The organism is Pseudomonas sp. 2848 (genome assembly GCF_003253945.1).
Lineage (GTDB): Bacteria > Pseudomonadota > Gammaproteobacteria > Pseudomonadales > Pseudomonadaceae > Aquipseudomonas.
Map to the genome: position 1 here is coordinate 764,610 of NZ_QKZD01000001.1, position 17,194 is coordinate 781,803.

16 protein-coding genes are annotated in these 17,194 nt (G+C 59.2%); all 16 read left to right on the forward strand.

Features of this window, described 5'->3' with window-relative positions:
• The first annotated feature begins 1 nt into the window (after position 1).
• The 16 genes from DFS21_RS03555 to DFS21_RS03630 all read left to right on the forward strand — a co-directional run bounded on the left by DFS21_RS03555 (position 2) and on the right by DFS21_RS03630 (position 17,101).
• Positions 2-1,153 carry a LegC family aminotransferase gene (locus DFS21_RS03555; RefSeq protein ID WP_111531828.1) on the forward strand — a complete coding sequence of 384 codons (1,152 nt, stop codon included), beginning with the start codon at positions 2-4 and terminating at the stop codon, positions 1,151-1,153.
• Positions 1,150-2,304, forward strand: coding sequence for a UDP-N-acetylglucosamine 2-epimerase (neuC, locus tag DFS21_RS03560; protein ID WP_111531829.1), 1,155 nt, complete (start codon positions 1,150-1,152; stop codon positions 2,302-2,304). The genes DFS21_RS03555 and neuC overlap by 4 nt, the downstream gene beginning before the upstream one ends.
• A gap of 5 nt (positions 2,305-2,309) precedes the next feature.
• The gene (gene neuB, locus DFS21_RS03565) at positions 2,310-3,398 is read left to right on the forward strand and encodes an N-acetylneuraminate synthase (RefSeq protein ID WP_111531830.1); all 1,089 of its coding nucleotides are present in this window, start codon (positions 2,310-2,312) and stop codon (positions 3,396-3,398) included.
• Complete coding sequence (locus DFS21_RS03570) at positions 3,391-4,077, forward strand: acetyltransferase (RefSeq protein ID WP_111531831.1); 687 nt, start codon at positions 3,391-3,393, stop codon at positions 4,075-4,077. The genes neuB and DFS21_RS03570 overlap by 8 nt, the downstream gene beginning before the upstream one ends.
• The gene (locus tag DFS21_RS03575; protein ID WP_111531832.1) at positions 4,074-5,120 is read left to right on the forward strand and encodes a nucleotidyltransferase family protein; all 1,047 of its coding nucleotides are present in this window, start codon (positions 4,074-4,076) and stop codon (positions 5,118-5,120) included. The genes DFS21_RS03570 and DFS21_RS03575 overlap by 4 nt, the downstream gene beginning before the upstream one ends.
• A gap of 111 nt (positions 5,121-5,231) precedes the next feature.
• Positions 5,232-6,524 carry a lipopolysaccharide biosynthesis protein gene (locus tag DFS21_RS03580; protein ID WP_111531833.1) on the forward strand — a complete coding sequence of 431 codons (1,293 nt, stop codon included), beginning with the start codon at positions 5,232-5,234 and terminating at the stop codon, positions 6,522-6,524.
• A 28-nt stretch (positions 6,525-6,552) separates the two neighbouring features.
• Positions 6,553-7,950 carry a hypothetical protein gene (locus DFS21_RS03585; protein WP_146603128.1) on the forward strand — a complete coding sequence of 466 codons (1,398 nt, stop codon included), beginning with the start codon at positions 6,553-6,555 and terminating at the stop codon, positions 7,948-7,950.
• 29 nt (positions 7,951-7,979) lie between these two features.
• Positions 7,980-9,122, forward strand: coding sequence for an N-acetyl sugar amidotransferase (locus tag DFS21_RS03590; RefSeq protein WP_111531835.1), 1,143 nt, complete (start codon positions 7,980-7,982; stop codon positions 9,120-9,122).
• On the forward strand, positions 9,119-9,733 hold the full coding sequence (hisH, locus tag DFS21_RS03595; RefSeq protein ID WP_111531836.1) for an imidazole glycerol phosphate synthase subunit HisH: 615 nt from the start codon (positions 9,119-9,121) through the stop codon (positions 9,731-9,733). Before DFS21_RS03590 ends, hisH begins: the two co-directional genes overlap by 4 nt.
• A gap of 1 nt (position 9,734) precedes the next feature.
• On the forward strand, positions 9,735-10,523 hold the full coding sequence (locus DFS21_RS03600; RefSeq protein ID WP_111531837.1) for an AglZ/HisF2 family acetamidino modification protein: 789 nt from the start codon (positions 9,735-9,737) through the stop codon (positions 10,521-10,523).
• A 20-nt stretch (positions 10,524-10,543) separates the two neighbouring features.
• Positions 10,544-11,578: a polysaccharide biosynthesis protein gene (locus tag DFS21_RS03605; RefSeq protein WP_111531838.1), complete on the forward strand. Its 1,035-nt coding sequence runs from the start codon at positions 10,544-10,546 to the stop codon at positions 11,576-11,578.
• Between the two features lie 3 nt (positions 11,579-11,581).
• Entirely contained in the window at positions 11,582-12,700 is a 1,119-nt protein-coding gene (locus tag DFS21_RS03610; RefSeq protein ID WP_111531839.1) for a capsular polysaccharide biosynthesis protein CapF, read from the forward strand.
• Positions 12,701-12,724: 24 nt separating this feature from the next.
• Positions 12,725-13,855: a non-hydrolyzing UDP-N-acetylglucosamine 2-epimerase gene (wecB, locus tag DFS21_RS03615; RefSeq protein ID WP_111531840.1), complete on the forward strand. Its 1,131-nt coding sequence runs from the start codon at positions 12,725-12,727 to the stop codon at positions 13,853-13,855.
• Between the two features lie 20 nt (positions 13,856-13,875).
• Complete coding sequence (locus DFS21_RS03620; protein ID WP_111531841.1) at positions 13,876-15,129, forward strand: glycosyltransferase family 4 protein; 1,254 nt, start codon at positions 13,876-13,878, stop codon at positions 15,127-15,129.
• Entirely contained in the window at positions 15,129-16,091 is a 963-nt protein-coding gene (locus tag DFS21_RS03625; RefSeq protein ID WP_111531842.1) for an SDR family oxidoreductase, read from the forward strand. The genes DFS21_RS03620 and DFS21_RS03625 overlap by 1 nt, the downstream gene beginning before the upstream one ends.
• Positions 16,088-17,101: a glycosyltransferase family 4 protein gene (locus DFS21_RS03630; RefSeq protein ID WP_111531843.1), complete on the forward strand. Its 1,014-nt coding sequence runs from the start codon at positions 16,088-16,090 to the stop codon at positions 17,099-17,101. Before DFS21_RS03625 ends, DFS21_RS03630 begins: the two co-directional genes overlap by 4 nt.
• Positions 17,102-17,194: the final 93 nt, after the last annotated feature.

The following is a 17,194-nucleotide window of genomic DNA, read 5'->3' on the forward strand; positions in this document are numbered from 1 at the left end:
TATGTTCGAGTCTCTGGTTGCATTCGTTCGCGAGCAGTACGCTACTGACGATTTCATCCCACTGCACGCGCCTGTGTTCGAAGGCAACGAGCAGGCTTATGTCGCGCAGACTGTCGAGTCCACATTCGTCTCCAGTGTTGGCAAGTTCGTTGATCGCTTCGAGCAGGACATGCAGGCCTACACGGGCAGCCCCAAGGCAGTAGCGACCGTCAACGGCACCGCTGCGCTGCACGTGGCCCTGCTACTGGCAGGGGTGAAGCCGGGTGAGCGCGTCATTACTCAATCGCTCACCTTCGTTGCGACCTGCAATGCCATTGCCTATTGCGGTGCTGAGCCAGTCTTCGTCGATGTTGACCGGGATACGCTCGGGATGTCCGCCAGCAAGCTTGAGGCGTGGCTCGATGAGGCCGCGTACCGTGATGACGATGGCGTCTGTCGCCTGAAAAACGGCAACCAGGTGCTGCGGGCCTGCCTACCCATGCATACGTTCGGACATCCAGTGGATCTGGATGGCCTGGTCGACGTCTGTGCGCGTTGGGGGTTGGTGCTCGTAGAAGATGCCGCAGAGTCTCTGGGCAGTTTGTACAAGGGGCGCCATACCGGTACTTTCGGGGCGTTGGGTACCTTGAGCTTCAATGGCAACAAAATCATCACCACGGGTGGTGGCGGCATGGTCCTGGCGGGCGAGGCCCTGGGTGTTCGCGCCAAGCACCTGACCACAACGGCCAAGCAGCCTCACCCCTACGAGTATGTGCACGACGAGGTCGGCTACAACTATCGTCTGCCCAACCTCAATGCGGCGTTGGGGTGTGCGCAGTTGGAGAAGCTGGAGGATTTCATTGCCTCCAAGCGTGAGCTGGCTTCGCGTTACGCTGCCATGCTCGAGGGCAGCGAGCTTGCCTTTGTCGGCGAGCCTGCGGGCTGTCGCTCGAATTTCTGGCTGAACGCTGTGATTTGCGACAGTCGCGAGCGTCGTGATGCGCTGCTGGAGTTCACCAACAAGCGTGAGGTGATGACGCGGCCCATCTGGCGTTTGATGAATCATCTGCCGGCTTATGCCCATTGCCTCACTGGTGACCTGAGCAATGCCGAATGGCTTGAGTCTCGTGTGGTCAATTTGCCTAGTAGCGTGTTGCCGCGGACAGCGCTGTGAAAAAGAGCATTGCAGTGTTTACCGGTACGCGGGCCGAATACGGCCTGCTGTACTGGCTCATGAAGGATATTCAGGCCAGTGATGCGCTCACCCTGCAGGTTGTGGTGAGCGGTATGCATTTGTCGCCAGAGTTTGGTGAAACGTGGCGCCAGATCGAGGCGGACGGGTTCGCTATCGACGCCAAGGTGGAAATGCTGCTTTCCTCCGACACCGATGTCGGTGTGGTCAAGTCGATGGGCCTGGGTACCCTTGGGTTTGCCGATGCGCTTGACCGGCTCAGGCCGGATTGCCTGGTGGTGCTCGGTGATCGCTTCGAGGCCTTGGCTATTGTGCAGGCTGCGCTGATCATGAAGATTCCCGTGGCGCACCTTCATGGTGGCGAAATCACCGAAGGGGCGTATGACGACGCCATTCGTCATGCCATCACCAAGATGGCTGACCTGCATTTCGTGGCCGCTGAACCCTACCGTGCGCGTGTCATACAGATGGGGGAATCGCCGGAGCGAGTCTTCAATGTCGGTGCCGTAGGGCTCGACCATATCCAGCGCACACCACGAATGAGCCTCGAGGAGCTGCGCGAGAGCCTCTCTTTCGAGCTTAAACTCCCATTCATGCTGGTCACCTACCACCCCGTCACCCTTGCTGACGAGGAGCCGGTGGAAAGCTTTACGGCATTGCTCGAGGCGCTGGACAGCTACCCGGACCATCAGGTCATTTTGACTTACCCTAATGCTGATAACGGCGGGCGGGCGATCATTCCATTGCTGGAGGCCTATGCCCAGCGCCAGCCAGCGCGCGTAATGGCCATTGCATCGCTGGGGTTCCGGCGTTACCTGAGTGTTGTGGCCCAGGCTTGCGTCGTGGTCGGAAACTCGTCCAGTGGCATCATTGAAGTGCCTGCGTTCGGTGTCCCCACCGTGGATATCGGTGCGCGACAAAAGGGGCGACTGGCGGCGGATTCGGTCGTGCATTGCGAGGCCAGCCGCAGCGGGATCGAAGCGGCTTTGCGCCAAGCCCTGGACCCGGAGTTCGCCCAGCGCTGCAAGCGTGTCAGCAACCCGTATGGACAAGGCGATGCGGCACGGCAGATCGTCAACGTCCTGCGCGGCGTTGATGGTTACCAACAGACACCTTTTCACGACATGACCTGACTATCATGAATCTGCCCAAGAAAAACGCGGTCTACATCATCGCCGAAGCTGGCGTGAACCATAACGGGGAGCAGGACTTGGCGTTCGCGCTAATCGACGCGGCGGCTGCCGCGGGAGCGGATGCGGTCAAGTTCCAGACGTTCGACGCGACGTTGCTCGCGGCAGGTTCCGCGCCCAAGGCGGCCTATCAGAAGAAGAGCACGGCGGCGGAAGAAAGCCAATTGGCCATGCTGAAAAAGCTCGAGCTGCCTCGGGCGTGGCACGTATCGTTGCAGACCTATGCACGAGACAAGGGGCTCGAGTTCCTCTCCACGGCCTTCGACGTCGGTAGCCTGGACTTCCTCTGCGCGCTGGACATGCCGTTCTTCAAGGTGCCTTCCGGTGAGTTGACCAATGCGCCGTTGCTCTGGCGATTTGCGCGTACGGGCAAGCCGCTTGTCCTGTCCACGGGAATGGCGACCTTGAGTGAGGTCGAGCAGGCATTGGCCGTTGTCGCTCATGGGCTGGCGCATGAGGTGGAGCCGCAGGATATGGATGACGTGTGGCAGTACTGGGGTCATGCGCAGAGTCGGGAGCGGTTGCAGGGGCACGTTGCCCTCCTGCATTGCACATCCCAGTACCCGACGCCTTGGCATGAGGTGAACCTCCGCGCCATGGATACCCTGGCCGACGCCTTCGGCCTGGAGGTGGGGTATTCCGACCATACGCAAGGCTGCCTGATACCTGTAGCGGCCGTGGCGCGTGGCGCGACGATCATCGAGAAGCATTTCACGCTGGACCGCTCGATGCCTGGGCCTGATCACAAGGCTTCGCTGGAGCCGGACGAGCTTAAGCGCATGGTCAGCGAGATTCGTGCTCTGGAAGTGGCGTTGGGGGAGCGGAGCAAGGCTCCGCAACCCAGTGAATGGGATACCCGCCGTGCTGCGCGTCAGCAGGTGGTTGCGGCCCGTGCGCTGGCGCCTGGGCAGATCATCGAGCGAGCGGACCTGACCACTGCGCGTAGTGGCGCCGGGCTTCCTGCGGCACGTCTGTGGGGGTTGGTCGGACGTCCGGCGAAGCGTGGTTATACGCCAGGCGAATCAATCGATGAGTGATGAGGCCGCTCGCCCGTTGCCGTTGGTGATACTCGGTGCTGGCGGTCACGCCAAGGTTCTGGTGTCTGTGGCGCGTGCACTGCACCTGGATATCCAGGGCGTGTGTGATCCGCAGTTGCATCGCTCGGGCCAGAGCCAGTGGCGCGGGCTGCCGGTGCTGGGGGACGATGTGGCTTTGAGCCTGATCGCACCGGCCAGCATCTTGCTGGTCAACGGTATTGGCCAGACAGTCGGCGGTGTTGCCAGGCGCAAACTGTACGAGCAGTTCAGTGGCCAGGGGTATCGGTTCGCGACCCTGGTCCACCCGTCGGCCTGGGTGGACCCTGACGTGGTTCTGGGAGAGGGTGTTCAGGTCATGGCCGGTGCCATAGTGCAGGCAGATAGCCATATAGGCTGCAATACAATCATCAACACCCGAGCTGCGATCGACCATGATTGCAGTGTCGGCCAGCATGCGCACATTGCCCCTGGCGCGACGTTGTGCGGTGGCGTAACAGTCGCCGACCGTTGCTTTGTCGGCAGCGGCGCCACGATCATCCAGGGCATCGAAATCGGTGAGGATGCAGTGGTGGGCGCAGGTGCGGTGGTGGTACGGCATCTGCCAGCCAATCAGCGGGTGCTGGGTTCCAAGGGGCGGATCGCAAACGTGCCCGATAGTCATCAGGAAGGTAGTGAATGAAACAATGGGAAATGACGTGTGTCGCTCCGGATTGCTCGATGGAAGATGCGATCGCCACACTCGACCGGGTTGCGGTGCGCATCGTTCTGGTGGTTGATGCCAAGCGGCAGTTGCTGGGCACCGTTACCGACGGAGATGTCCGTCGAGCACTGCTCAAGCGTCGCCCATTGGAGACCGCGGTCAAGGAGATCATGTGCAGTTCGCCGAAGACGGCGGGCAAGGACTGGGCGCGCGAGCGAATCCTGTCGGTGATGGAGGCCTATCAGCTGCTGCAGATGCCAGTAGTTGACGAGGCGGGTATCGTGATTGGCCTGGAAACCCTGCATGGCCTTCTGAACAGGCCGCAGCGCGACAATCCGGTGTTCCTCATGGCCGGCGGGTTTGGTACTCGCTTGCGACCGCTGACCCACAACTGCCCCAAGCCATTGCTCAAGGTAGGCGACAAGCCAATTTTGGAGCTGATTCTGGAGCGTTTCATCGCGGCGGGTTTTCATCGCTTCTTTATCTCCACTCACTACATGCCGGAGATGATTCGGCAGCATTTTGGTGATGGAAGCCGCTGGGGCGTATCGATCGCCTACGTTCATGAGGACGAGCCGCTGGGGACCGGCGGTGCGCTGGGTTTGCTGCCGCACGAGCAGATCGATCTTCCGCTGTTCCTGATGAATGGAGACCTGCTCACCACCCTGAACTTCCTGAACGTGCTGGAGTTTCATGAAAGTCACGGCGGCGCAGCTACCATGTGCGTGCGTGAATACGAATACTGCGTGCCCTATGGCGTGATCCAGAGCGAGGGGCACCGGATCCGTTCGATGGTGGAAAAACCGGTGCAGAAATTCTTCATCAACGCAGGTATCTACCTGTTGTCGCCAGCCTTGGTTAAAAGCGTCCAGCCGGGTACCCGGATTGACATGCCTACGTTGCTGGAGCGGGAGATTGCAGCTGGTCGTGACGTCAATATGTTCCCGGTGCACGAGTACTGGTTGGACATTGGCCGGATGGAGGACTTCCAGCGTGCGCAGCACGAGTTTACCAGCCTCTGACCAGGGCCTTGTATTTCCATGCGGGGGCGATTCCAAGTTGTGAATCACCTGCTGTAGTTGAGTGGGAACCGGAAGCCGGTTGTTCAGTGTGTGGAGTGACGGAGTTCCGGAATGAGCGTGTCGAATACCCTATTTTCCAGTAAGGTCGTGCGCCTGTTCAATATTGCGCTGCGTGGCCTTACGCTGTTGAGCAAGTTCGCCCTCATTTTTTTCCTGGCGAGATTTCTCGAGGTGACCGAGGTCGGTGTTTACGGCCTTTTTGCGGCGGCGATCGGTTACGCGTTGTATGTTGTGGGTTTTGAGTTTTACAACTTTTCGACGCGTGAAATCATTGGTCAGCCGCCTTCCCGCTGGTTGGCCATGGTGCGTGATCAATTCGCACTGTATAGCCTTCTCTATGCCGTTTTCCTGCCCATTGCCTTGTACCTGTTTCATGCGGGGGTATTGCCCTGGCATTACATCGTCTGGTTCTTCCTGTTGACGGTGCTGGAACACGTCGCGCAGGAGATGAACCGGTTGCTGGTTGCGATTTCCGAGCCTGTTCTGGCGAGTGTCGTGCTGTTCGTGCGAAGCGGTGCCTGGTGCCTGGTGGTGGTCGGCTGGATGTGGTGGTCGCCTGGCTCGCGTACCTTGGAGTTCGTGTTCTCCGCGTGGTTGGCAGGCTGTTTCCTGGCCTGTGCCCTGGCGGGTCTCAGGCTGATGAGGCTCGACCGCAGCGCACTGGCGCAGTCTGTCGATTGGGCCTGGGTGCGCAAGGGTGTCCGCGTGGCGATTCCGCTGCTGCTGGCTACGCTGGCCGTACGTGGCATTTTCACGCTGGACAGGTATTTCGTGGAGGCGCTGGCGAACCTGTCGACAGTGGGCGCGTATGTGCTCTACGTGAGCATGGCGACTGCGGTGATGTCTTTCCTCGATGCGGGGGTCATTGTGTTCCTGTTCCCGCGGCTGGTCGCGCTGGCCAAGCAGGGCGACCAGCCTGGTTTTTCCAAGGCCATGCGTGAGCTGACGATCAATGTGATTGTTGTAACGGGTGTTCTGGTCGTTGCGTGTTCGCTGTTTGCGCGCCCGGTCGTCGAGTATCTGGGCAGTCCAGCCTACATGGATCACCTGGCGATGCTCGATTGGTTGCTGCTTGCCATGGCGCTCTACTGCCTGAGCATGATTCCGCATCTGGGCCTTTATGCTCATGGACGCGACCAACATCTTTTGTGGAGTCAGCTGGCGGGCTTTGTACTGTTCATCCTGCTTGCCTGGTTGTGGGGTGGGCATGCAGGTGCGCGCGCAATTCCTTGGGCAATGTGTGTTGCGTTCGGTGTTGTATGGGTATGGAAGATGGTCGCTTACCATCTGCTTTGTGGTAGCGGTGCAGCCGGTAAAGGGCCTGGCGTGGAGCAGGTGCAGTGAACGAGCTGCCTGTTCGGGATGGCGATGCGTGCCATTCGCTTCCAGCAATTCCATGTCCAGGAGTTTCTATGGCCTGCATGTCGACAGGTGCCTGTTTTGTGGCAAGAAAGAATCTTGGTTCGGGAGTGGCAGGATGAAGAGGCGTGACCTTGAATGCATGGTCGGCTATGTGAAATCTGTCGAGAACGAGATCTGCCTCGACCAGGGCATTTATGCATTGTGCGGCCTGTCGCCCAAGGAGCTTGGCTATCTGCCGCGCCCCGCCAAGCTGCTCAATCGGTTGACTGGGCGGCGGGCGCTCGTTCGGGCGGTGGCCAGTGTTGTGCGGATGCTTTGGCGATATGGCGGGGCAGTGCTGTTCTTCGTTCGCGAGTGGCGGGTACTTGCCGCGCACCTGCGCCGAGCGCCAGCGGGAGCCGGTGGAGAGGTTGCTGAGGTGGCCTTCTGCTCCGGCAATCGTTCCGTGGAAGTCATTCGGACCGCGCTGCCTGGGCGCCCTCTGGGGTGGCTTACCCTCCCTTGGGCACCCGTGGACACAGGCAAGGTGAGCGGGCCGATCATCGATGTGTTTTCGCTACTGGACAAAAATGACCTGCGCCGTGCCTTCTGGTTGTCGGTGCGCGCCGTTGCTGTACTATCGCGCCGCCCTCGTCTGCGTGACTGGGTATTGCAGAGTTATACGGCCATGCGTTGGTTCTGTGTCTATCTGGCTCTGGAGAAGGGCGGGTTCGAGCATTTGGTGACTGCGGATCACTTCGACCGATGGGCGCTGCTGGTCGATGGGCTGATGTCGCGCAAACGTGTCCGGGCGCGCGGCGTCAAGTCATCGGATATGCAGTTGACGCTGGTTCAGCATGGTGATGTGCGGGCACTGGACCAGCCCGCTTCATCAGAGAGCCGGCTGCCTTTCGTCTTGCGTTACAAGTTGAATGCGGTCACCCGGTTGTACGTGTTCGATGAGCATTCACGCCTGGTTTTCGAAAATGATATTCTGGCCAGTCGTTGTCGCGCGCGGGGAGTCGAGGTCCAACGGTATGCGCCGTTGATAGATCTCGTTTCCTTGCCGGCGGAGCACAAGGTCAAGGTGCTGTTTGTAGGGCATCCAATTTGTGAGTCGATACAAATTGAAGTATTCAAGTGCATGGTTGAAGCTTTTAAAGTTTCCGTGTATTACAAGCCGCACCCAACAGCCGGTATGAGTGCGTTGGCGAGGAGTCAAGGTTGGACTGTTATTGAGGATAAAAGGATATTTCCTGCAGTAGACTTGATAGTTTCCTATCCTTCCACGCTGGTTCAGGAGTATGCCGGGCAAGGGGTCGGCGCGGTGATGCATCCGCTTCATGGTCAAGAGGGGGCGGGCGCTGGTATTTTTGCCGACCTCCAGTCAAAATTGACCCTTTTGGGTTGCGAAAGAATTCAGCCTTGAGCTATCGGCTACCAGAATCAGGAGAGTGTATGAGGGGTAGCGCCTATAAAATTTGCTCGCGTTGCATCATGGATACAAGTGATCCGCTGATCCAGTTCGATGCCGAGGGCGTGTGCGAGCACTGCCGGAATTTTGACCAGCAGATCAGCCCTAACTGGCACACGGATCAACGTGGCGAAGCAGAGCTGATGCGGCTTGCCGACAAGATCAGAAAGGACGGTCAAGGCCGTGACTTCGATTGCATCATTGGTTTGAGTGGTGGCCTCGACAGCTCCTATGTCAGCTACATCGCCAAGGAGAAGATGGGCCTGCGTCCGTTGCTGTTCCATGTCGATGCGGGTTGGAACACCGACCAGGCGGTGGGCAATATCGAGAAACTTGTCGACGGTCTTGGCCTGGACTTGTACACGGACGTCATCAACTGGGAAGAGATGAAAGATCTGCAGGTGGCCTTTCTCAAGGCGCAGATTTCTGACCAGGACTTGCCGCAGGATATTGCGTTCTTTTCCGGCTTGTACAAATTTGCCCGCGCCAACAAGATCAAGTATGTCCTGACGGGCGGAAACTTCTCGACCGAGTGTTGCCGTGAGCCCGAGGCGTGGGGGGGATACCCTGGGATCGACAAACGCTTGATGATGGATATTCACAAACAGTTTGGCAAACGACCGCTGAAGTCATTCCCGGTGGTCGATATCCTGATGTATAAACTCTACTACCGTTACATTCTTGGAATGGAAGTCGTCAAGCCGTTGAACCTGATTCCTTATGTAAAAAAGGACGCAGAAGAGACGTTGCAGCGGCTGTTTGGCTGGAAGGCATTCCAGCACAAGCATCATGAATCGCGCTTCACCCGTTTTTATGAAGATTACTGGATGCCGCGAAAGTTTGGCTACGAAAAGCGTCGGGCGCACTTCTCGAGCCTGATCATGACCGGGCAGATGACCCGCGAGGCAGCGCTGGAGCGTATCGCTCAACCTGAGCTGGAAGAGAAGTTCCTGATCTCCGAGTTCGAGTTCGTCGCCAACAAGCTGGACCTCACGGTTGATGAGTTGCGTGCCATTTTCGACGGGCAGAACAAGACCTGTGCCGACTACAAGAACAAGCGCTTCCTTATCGGTATCGGCGCACGCGTGATGAGCGCGTTGGGTCTGGAGAGAAGGCTGTTCAGATGATTACGATTATCGATTATGGCCTGGGTAATATTCAGGCGTTCGTGAATGTCTACAAGCGCCTGCATATTCCCGTCCAGGTAGCGCGTTGCGCCGAGGAGCTGGCGGGCGCGCAGAAGTTGATCCTGCCAGGTGTCGGCGCGTTCGATCATGCCATGGAGCGTCTCGAGGCTTCGGGCATGCGTGCCACGCTCGACCGGCTTGTGCGTCAGGACAAGGTGCCGGTGCTGGGTATCTGTGTGGGTATGCAGATGCTCGCCGACTCCAGCGACGAAGGGCGCTTGCCTGGCCTGGGTTGGGTCCCGGGGCGGGTGGTTTCGTTCCGCTCGAACCCTGGTCTGGAAGCTATCGCCCTTCCGCACATGGGCTGGAACGATGTCCAGGCGGTCAATGGCAATCCATTGCTCAAGGGGTTCGAGGACGAAGCGCGGTTCTACTTCCTGCATTCCTTCTACTTCGAATGCACGCATGCCGAACATGCCAGCGCGCGCTCCAGCTATGGCCTGAATTTCAGTTGCGCCGTGGCGTCCGATAACGTCTATGGCGTTCAGTTCCACCCAGAGAAGAGCCATCACTTTGGTGTCGGACTTCTGAAAAACTTCGCGGAACTTTGAAATGCTTAGACCTCGAATCATTCCCTGCCTGTTGATTCACGACGGTGGCCTGGTCAAGACCGTTGGTTTCAAGGATGCCAAGTATGTCGGTGACCCGATCAACGCGGTGAAGATCTTCAACGAGAAGGAAGCGGACGAGCTGATCGTTGTCGACATCGACGCTACGGTCAATGGTCGCGAACCCGACTACAAGCGTATCGCCAACCTGGCCGCAGAGTGCCGCATGCCCCTGTGCTATGGCGGCGGCGTGCGCACGCCTGAGCAGGCTAGGGCAATCATTGCGCTCGGCGTGGAGAAGGTCGCAATCAGTGCCGCGGCACTGGAAGATCCGACACTGGTCACCCGTATTGCCGAGGAAATCGGCCGCCAGAGCGTTGTGGTGGTGCTTGATCACAAACCGCGTACGCTCAGCCTCAGCAAGCAACAGGATGTCTGGACTCACAACGGCACCCGTAACACCAAGCGCAACGTCATCGATGTGGCGAAGGAAATGGAAGCGGCGGGTGCAGGTGAAATTGTCATCAACTCGATCGCCAACGACGGTCGGATGAAAGGCTACGATATAGCGCTGGCGAGCAAGGTGCGTGAGGCCGTCAATATTCCGGTCACCATCCTGGGGGGAGGCGGTTCCCTGGAGGATATGCATCAAGTGGTCGCGGCCTGTGGGGTGGTGGGGGTTGCCGCTGGCAGCTTATTCGTCTTCAAAGGTACCTACCGCGCCGTCTTGATCAGTTATCCGAGCGCGCAGCAAAAGGACGAAAAAGTCTTTTCTGCGTTGCAGGCCCGCTAGTCGCCTATTCAGGAATCATTATGTTCAGTGGAAAGAAACTTCTCATTTCAGGCGGTACGGGTTCCTTCGGAAACGCTGTACTCAAGCGCTTCCTCGACACGAATATCGCGGAGATCCGCATCTTCAGTCGTGATGAGAAGAAGCAGGACGACATGCGCAAGCGTTATGGCAGCAGCAAGCTCAAGTTCTACATCGGTGATGTCCGGGACTACCAGAGCGTGCTCAATGCGACCCGTGGCGTCGATTATATTTTCCATGCCGCCGCGCTCAAGCAGGTGCCGTCCTGTGAGTTTCATCCGATGGAAGCGGTCAAGACCAATGTCCTGGGCACGGAGAATCTGCTTGAGGCGGCGATCCAGAACGAAGTGCGTCGCGTCGTCTGCCTGAGCACCGACAAAGCGGTCTATCCGATCAATGCGATGGGTATTTCCAAGGCGATGATGGAAAAGGTCATGGTTGCCAAGTCGCGTAATGTCGATGACAAGAAGACCGTCATCTGTGGTACGCGCTACGGCAATGTCATGGCGTCGCGGGGGTCGGTAATTCCGTTGTTCGTCGATCAGATTCGCGCAGGCAAGGCACTGACGCTGACCGACCCGAACATGACCCGATTCATGATGACCCTGGCCGATGCCGTTGACCTCGTGCTCTACGCGTTCAAGCATGGCAACAATGGCGATTTGTTCGTGCAGAAGGCGCCAGCCGCTACAGTGGAAACCTTGGCCAAGGCCCTGACTGCGCTGGTGGGCAAGCCCGAGCATCCGATCCAGGTGATCGGCACGCGCCATGGTGAAAAACTCTACGAAGCGCTGCTCAGCCGTGAAGAAATGGCCTGTGCCGAAGACATGGGGGAGTACTTCCGTATTCCGCCCGATCTGCGCGACCTCAATTACGCCAAGTACGTCGAGCAGGGTGAAACCAGAATCTCTCGTACCGAAGACTACAACTCACACAACACCGAGCGCCTGGATGTCGAGGGCATGCAGCGCCTGTTGCTGAAGCTGGACTTCATGCGCGCGATCCAGCGTGGCGAAAACGCTACGCCCGAGGAGTAAGGCATGAAAGTCCTGATTACCGGTGCCAATGGTTTTGTCGGCCAGAACCTCATTGTTCACCTGAGTGAGCTGCCTGATGTGCAGGTATTGCGCTTCACTCGCGACGATGGGCTCGATAGCCTGTCGTCGCTGGTCAGCCAGGCGGACTTCGTGTTTCACCTGGCAGGCGTCAATCGCCCGCAGGACCCACTGGAGTTCCAGAGCGGCAATGCCGACCTGACCCGTGCCCTGTGTGATGCCATCGTGGCCGCTGGTCGTCCGGTACCCGTGCTGTACACCTCGTCCATTCAGGCGGGTCTGGACAACCCTTACGGCCTGAGCAAGCGTGCCGCCGAGGACGAGTTGATCCAGCTCGCTGCCAGCCATGGCGTGCCGGTGCATCTGTTCCGCCTGCCCAATGTGTTCGGCAAGTGGGCCAGGCCGAACTACAACTCGGCGGTGGCGACGTTCTGCCACAATATCGCCCGTGACCTGGCGATCACCATCAATGACCCCGATGCCCAGATCAACCTGGTGTATGTCGACGATGTCATTGCGCAGTTCATTGCGGTCATGCGAGGGGCTGTGACCGGTTCGCCTTTCGTCAGTGTCGAGCCTCAGTATCGGATCACCGTCGGTGAGCTGGCGGAGCAGTTGCGGGCATTTCGTGACAGCCGCCAGTCGATGGTTACCGAAGCCGTCGGCACGGGGCTGGTGCGAGCGCTTTACTCGACCTACCTGAGCTATGTGCCACCGGAACGTTTCACCTATGACGTACCCCGTCATGGCGACCCGCGCGGGGTATTCGTGGAGATGCTCAAGACCCGTGACAGCGGTCAGTTCTCCTACTTCACCGCGCACCCGGGAATCACCCGTGGTGGGCATTACCATCACTCGAAGACCGAAAAATTCCTGGTCATAAAGGGCAAGGCCTGCTTCCGCTTCCGCCATATTGTCAGCGGGGAGTTTCATGAACTTTTCACTGACGGTGAGCAGGCGCGTATTGTCGAAACTGTTCCAGGATGGACCCACGACATCACCAATGTCGGCGAGGACGAGATGATCGTCATGCTCTGGGCCAATGAAATCTTTGACCGCGAACACCCAGACACCTATGCCCGCCCCGTCGGTACCCAAGCCTGAGCCGTTGTACACAGGACCATTGACATGAAAAAGCTCAAAGTTGTGACCGTGGTGGGGACCCGCCCTGAAATCATTCGTCTGTCGCGGGTCATGGCCGCTCTCGACCAGCACTGCGATCACGTGTTGGTGCATACCGGCCAGAACTACGACTATGAACTGAACGAGATCTTTTTCCAGGATCTGGGGATTCGCAAGCCGGACCATTTCCTCAATGCGGCAGGCGCCACAGGTGCCGAGACCATTGGCAACGTGATCATCGCGGTCGACCGCATCCTGGCCGAGATCAAGCCAGAGGCCTTGCTGGTGCTTGGCGATACCAACAGTTGCATGGCTGTTCTGCCGGCCAAGCGTCGCAAGATCCCGACGTTCCACATGGAGGCAGGAAACCGCTGCTTCGACATGCGCGTGCCCGAAGAGATCAATCGGCGCATCGTCGATCACACGGCTGACATCAACCTCACCTACAGCACCATCGCGCGGGATTACCTGCTGCGTGAAGGTCTGCCTGCGGACCGTGTGATCAAGACCGGCAGCCCGATGTTCGAAGTGTTGAACTACTACCGTAGCGGTATCGACGGTTCGGACGTGTTGTCGCGCCTTGGCCTGGAGGCTGGCAAGTTTTTCGTGGTCAGTGCCCACCGTGAAGAGAACATCGACTCGGACGCACATTTCCTCAAGCTGGTGGACGTGCTCAACACCGTGGCGGAGCAGTTCGGGCTGCCGGTAATCGTCTCCACGCACCCACGGACACAGAAACGCGTCACCGCCATGGGCGTGACATTTCATGAAAATGTGCGCCTGCTCAAACCGCTGGGCTTCAAGGATTACAACAAGCTTCAGCTCGAGGCCAAGGCGGTCCTGTCCGACAGCGGAACCATCAGCGAAGAGGCGTCGATCCTGAACTTCCCGGCGTTGAACATCCGTGAGGCCCACGAACGTCCAGAGGGGATGGAGGAGACTGCGGCGATGATGGTCGGCCTGGAGGTCGAGCGCGTCCTGCAGGGCTTGAGCATCCTCGAGAGCCAGGCGCGGGGCGATTCGCGCAGCCTGCGTCTGGTCGAGGACTACAGCATGCCGAATGTCGCGGACAAGGTCGTGCGGATTCTGCACAGCTATACCGACTACGTGAATCGTGTCGTCTGGAAACAGTACTGAGATTGGGCCGGATACCAAACATGGCTGAAGCCCCGCTGAAGGTTCTCGTTGTTACCCAGTACTTCTGGCCAGAGAACATGCGCATCAATGACCTTGTCCGTGACCTGACGGCCAAGGGGCATGAGGTTACCGTGCTGACGGGCCGGCCGAACTACCCGGAAGGTCGAGTATTCGAGCGCTACCGGGAAGCCCCCGAGGCATTTCGCTGCTATGAGGGGGCCGAGGTGGTTCGTGTGCCACTGATTGCGCGGGGAAAGCGCAGTGTCACGCTGATGTTGAACTACCTGTCGTTCTTCGTCTGCGCCTCCGTATTGGGGGCGTTCAAACTGCGCAAGCGGCGTTTCGATGCAGTTTTCGTCTATGCGGTCTCGCCGATCATGGCAGCCATTCCTGCGGTGGTTATCGGGCGGCTGAAGCGTGCGCCAGTGTTCGTATGGGTGCTGGACCTGTGGCCGGAAACCTTGCGTGCGGTGGGCGTGGTCAAGCATCCGCGCCTGTTGGCACTGGTCGGCAAGATGGTCTCGTGGATCTATGACCGTACCGACTACTTGCTGCTGCAATCACACGGTTTTCTCGACAACGTGCGCCAGTATTGCAAGCGACCGATCGCGGCGGAGCGCCTGGTGTATTTCCCGAGCTGGGCAGAGGACGATTTTTCTTCTCCTGAGGCTGTGGGTCCTGGGTTGATTTCCCGGGAGCCGGGCATGTTCACAGTGGTCTTTGCTGGCAACCTGGGTGAGGCGCAGGATTTTCCGGCGGTGCTCGATGCCGCAGAGACGTTGCGCGACGAGGTTGCCGTGCGGTGGGTGATCGTTGGGGATGGACGCATGAGCGAATGGCTGGCTGGGCAGGTTGCCATCCGCAAGCTGGATAACGTGCAGTTGTTGGGACGTCATCCGCTGGAGGCCATGCCGGGCTTGTTCGCCCAGGCCGATGCGCTGCTGGTATCACTCAAGACCAACGATGTATTCGAGAAGACCATCCCGGGCAAGGTCCAGGCGTATCTTGCCTCCGGCCGTCCGCTGCTGGGAATGATCAACGGTGAGGCGGCGCGTGTGATCGTCGAGTCTGGCGCGGGCCTGGCCTGCCCTTCGGGTGATGCCCGGGGCCTGGCTGACATCACGCGTGCGCTGGCCGAGGTTGATGAGTCTGCGCGCTTGGGCATGGGCCGGGCAGGGCGCTTGTATTACGAACAGCATTACGCCAAGGACAAACTGATGGCGCGCCTGGAAGAGCTATTCCGGGTCGCCACGCTGCGCAGGACGAACAGCTGATGACATCAACAGTACTGGTAACCGGGGCTACCGGTTTTGTCGGTAGGGCCGTGCTGTCTAGCCTCGCCGCTCGCGGTCACCGATTGCGGGCCGCCGTGCGTTCCAGTTCGGCTCTCGATGCCCAGGTCGAAACATTCCAGATCGACGCGCTGGATGCCGATACCCAATGGCAGCAGGGACTGCAGGGTGTGGACGTAATCATCCACTCGGCCGCTCGCGTGCATGTGATGAATGATACCGAGGCCGACCCGCTCTCGGCATTTCGCAGAGTCAACGTCGAAGGGACCCTCAACCTGGCGCGCCAGGCAGTCGCGGCGGGGGTGCGGCGGTTCATCTTCATCAGTTCGATCAAGGTCAATGGCGAGGGCACCGATACTGGCCGCCCCTATCACGCCGACGATGTTCCGGCGCCTGCGGATCCCTACGGCGTATCGAAGATGGAAGCCGAGCAGGGGTTGCGCGCTCTGGCCGCGCAGACGGGTTTGGAGGTGGTGATCATTCGCCCGGTGCTGGTGTACGGCCCGGGCGTCAAAGCGAACTTCCTGGCCATGATGCGCTGGCTGCAAAAAGGCGTGCCTCTGCCCTTCGGCGCAATCGATAACCGTCGCAGCCTGGTGGCGCTGGATAACCTGGTCGACCTGGTGCTGACCTGCATGGTGCATCCCGCCGCGGCCAACCAGACTTTCCTGGTCAGCGATGGCGAGGATCTTTCCACCACCGATCTGCTCAGGCGCATGGCCAGGGCGCTTGGCGCGCCAGCGCGGCTGTTGCCGGTGCCGGCGATACTGCTGAAGCTGGGAGCGACCCTGCTGGGCAAGCGCGCGCTGTCGCAGCGACTGTGTGGTTCGCTGCAGGTGGATATCGAAAAGACTCGCACGCTGCTGGGCTGGGTTCCGCCCCTCGGCGTGGATCGGGCATTGGCGCAGGCCGCACGGCATTATCAGGAAAACATGAACAAATGACTCAATGGTGGCTGGCGCCTTTGGTGGCGCTGATTTCCCTACTGATGACTGCGGGTTTGCGTCGTTACGCATTGGCCAGAAGCATCATCGATATTCCCAATGCCCGCAGTTCGCACGTGGTGCCAACGCCGCGAGGCGGGGGCGTGGCGATCGTCGTCTCGTTCCTGTTGGTTGTGGTGGCGCTCGGAGTCGCCGATCAACTGGCCTCCAGCCAGTTGATCGGGCTGGCGGGGGCGGGTGGGTTGATCGCGGTAATCGGCTTTCTGGATGACCATGGGCATATCGCCGCACGCTGGCGGTTGCTGGGGCATTTCATTGCGGCGGCGTGGGGCCTCTACTGGCTCGGCGGCATGCCACCCTTGCAGTTGTTCGGGGTGGTCGTCGACCTGGGCTGGTTTGGGGCGGTGTTCGCTGCGTTCTACCTGGTGTGGCTGCTCAACCTCTACAACTTCATGGACGGTATCGATGGCATTGCCAGTGTCGAGGCCATCTGTGTCTGCGCGGGGGCTTGCCTGCTTTACTGGTTGGGTGGTTTCGAGCAACTGATCGCGCTGCCGTTGATCCTGATCATGTCGGTGAGTGGCTTCCTGTACTGGAATTTTCCACCGGCGAAGATTTTCATGGGCGATGCAGGTAGCGGCTTCCTCGGTATCGTTCTGGGTCTGCTGTCGCTTCAGGCAGCCTGGGTATCCGCGCAGCTGTTCTGGTGCTGGCTGATTCTGCTTGGAGTGTTCGTGGTTGATGCTACCTTCACTCTGATCCGCAGGTTGGTGCGTGGTGAGAAGGTCTACGAGGCCCATCGCAGCCATGCCTACCAGTTCGCTTCGCGCCGGGTGGGTGGCCACTTGCCGGTGACGCTGGCGGTGGCGCTGCTCAACCTGTGCTGGCTGCTGCCGGTCGCGCTTGGCGTCCTGCTGTTCGATCTAGACGGATTCCTGGCGCTCCTGGTCGCCTACCTGCCCCTGGTGGGGTTGGCCGTCGCCTATCATGCAGGTGCTGCCGAGCGTTGACCGGCTCGGCAGAAAGTTGATGGGCCTGGATTTCAGAAGAAGAATTAGCTTTGCTGATGAGGAGCGGTACCGTGGTAGGAAGGGGATGGGAAA

Excerpts from the sequence above, each read along its gene's own strand:
- DFS21_RS03555 (WP_111531828.1), top strand. The coding sequence starts at position 2 with ATGTTCGAGTCTCTGGTTGCATTCGTTCGCGAGCAGTACGCTACTGAC.
- neuB (WP_111531830.1), top strand. The coding sequence starts at position 2,310 with ATGAATCTGCCCAAGAAAAACGCGGTCTACATCATCGCCGAAGCTGGC.
- DFS21_RS03570 (WP_111531831.1), top strand. The coding sequence starts at position 3,391 with ATGAGTGATGAGGCCGCTCGCCCGTTGCCGTTGGTGATACTCGGTGCT.
- DFS21_RS03575 (WP_111531832.1), top strand. The coding sequence starts at position 4,074 with ATGAAACAATGGGAAATGACGTGTGTCGCTCCGGATTGCTCGATGGAA.
- DFS21_RS03580 (WP_111531833.1), top strand. The coding sequence starts at position 5,232 with ATGAGCGTGTCGAATACCCTATTTTCCAGTAAGGTCGTGCGCCTGTTC.
- DFS21_RS03590 (WP_111531835.1), top strand. The coding sequence starts at position 7,980 with ATGAGGGGTAGCGCCTATAAAATTTGCTCGCGTTGCATCATGGATACA.
- hisH (WP_111531836.1), top strand. The coding sequence starts at position 9,119 with ATGATTACGATTATCGATTATGGCCTGGGTAATATTCAGGCGTTCGTG.
- DFS21_RS03600 (WP_111531837.1), top strand. The coding sequence starts at position 9,735 with ATGCTTAGACCTCGAATCATTCCCTGCCTGTTGATTCACGACGGTGGC.
- DFS21_RS03605 (WP_111531838.1), top strand. The coding sequence starts at position 10,544 with ATGTTCAGTGGAAAGAAACTTCTCATTTCAGGCGGTACGGGTTCCTTC.
- DFS21_RS03610 (WP_111531839.1), top strand. The coding sequence starts at position 11,582 with ATGAAAGTCCTGATTACCGGTGCCAATGGTTTTGTCGGCCAGAACCTC.
- wecB (WP_111531840.1), top strand. The coding sequence starts at position 12,725 with ATGAAAAAGCTCAAAGTTGTGACCGTGGTGGGGACCCGCCCTGAAATC.
- DFS21_RS03620 (WP_111531841.1), top strand. The coding sequence starts at position 13,876 with ATGGCTGAAGCCCCGCTGAAGGTTCTCGTTGTTACCCAGTACTTCTGG.
- DFS21_RS03625 (WP_111531842.1), top strand. The coding sequence starts at position 15,129 with ATGACATCAACAGTACTGGTAACCGGGGCTACCGGTTTTGTCGGTAGG.
- DFS21_RS03630 (WP_111531843.1), top strand. The coding sequence starts at position 16,088 with ATGACTCAATGGTGGCTGGCGCCTTTGGTGGCGCTGATTTCCCTACTG.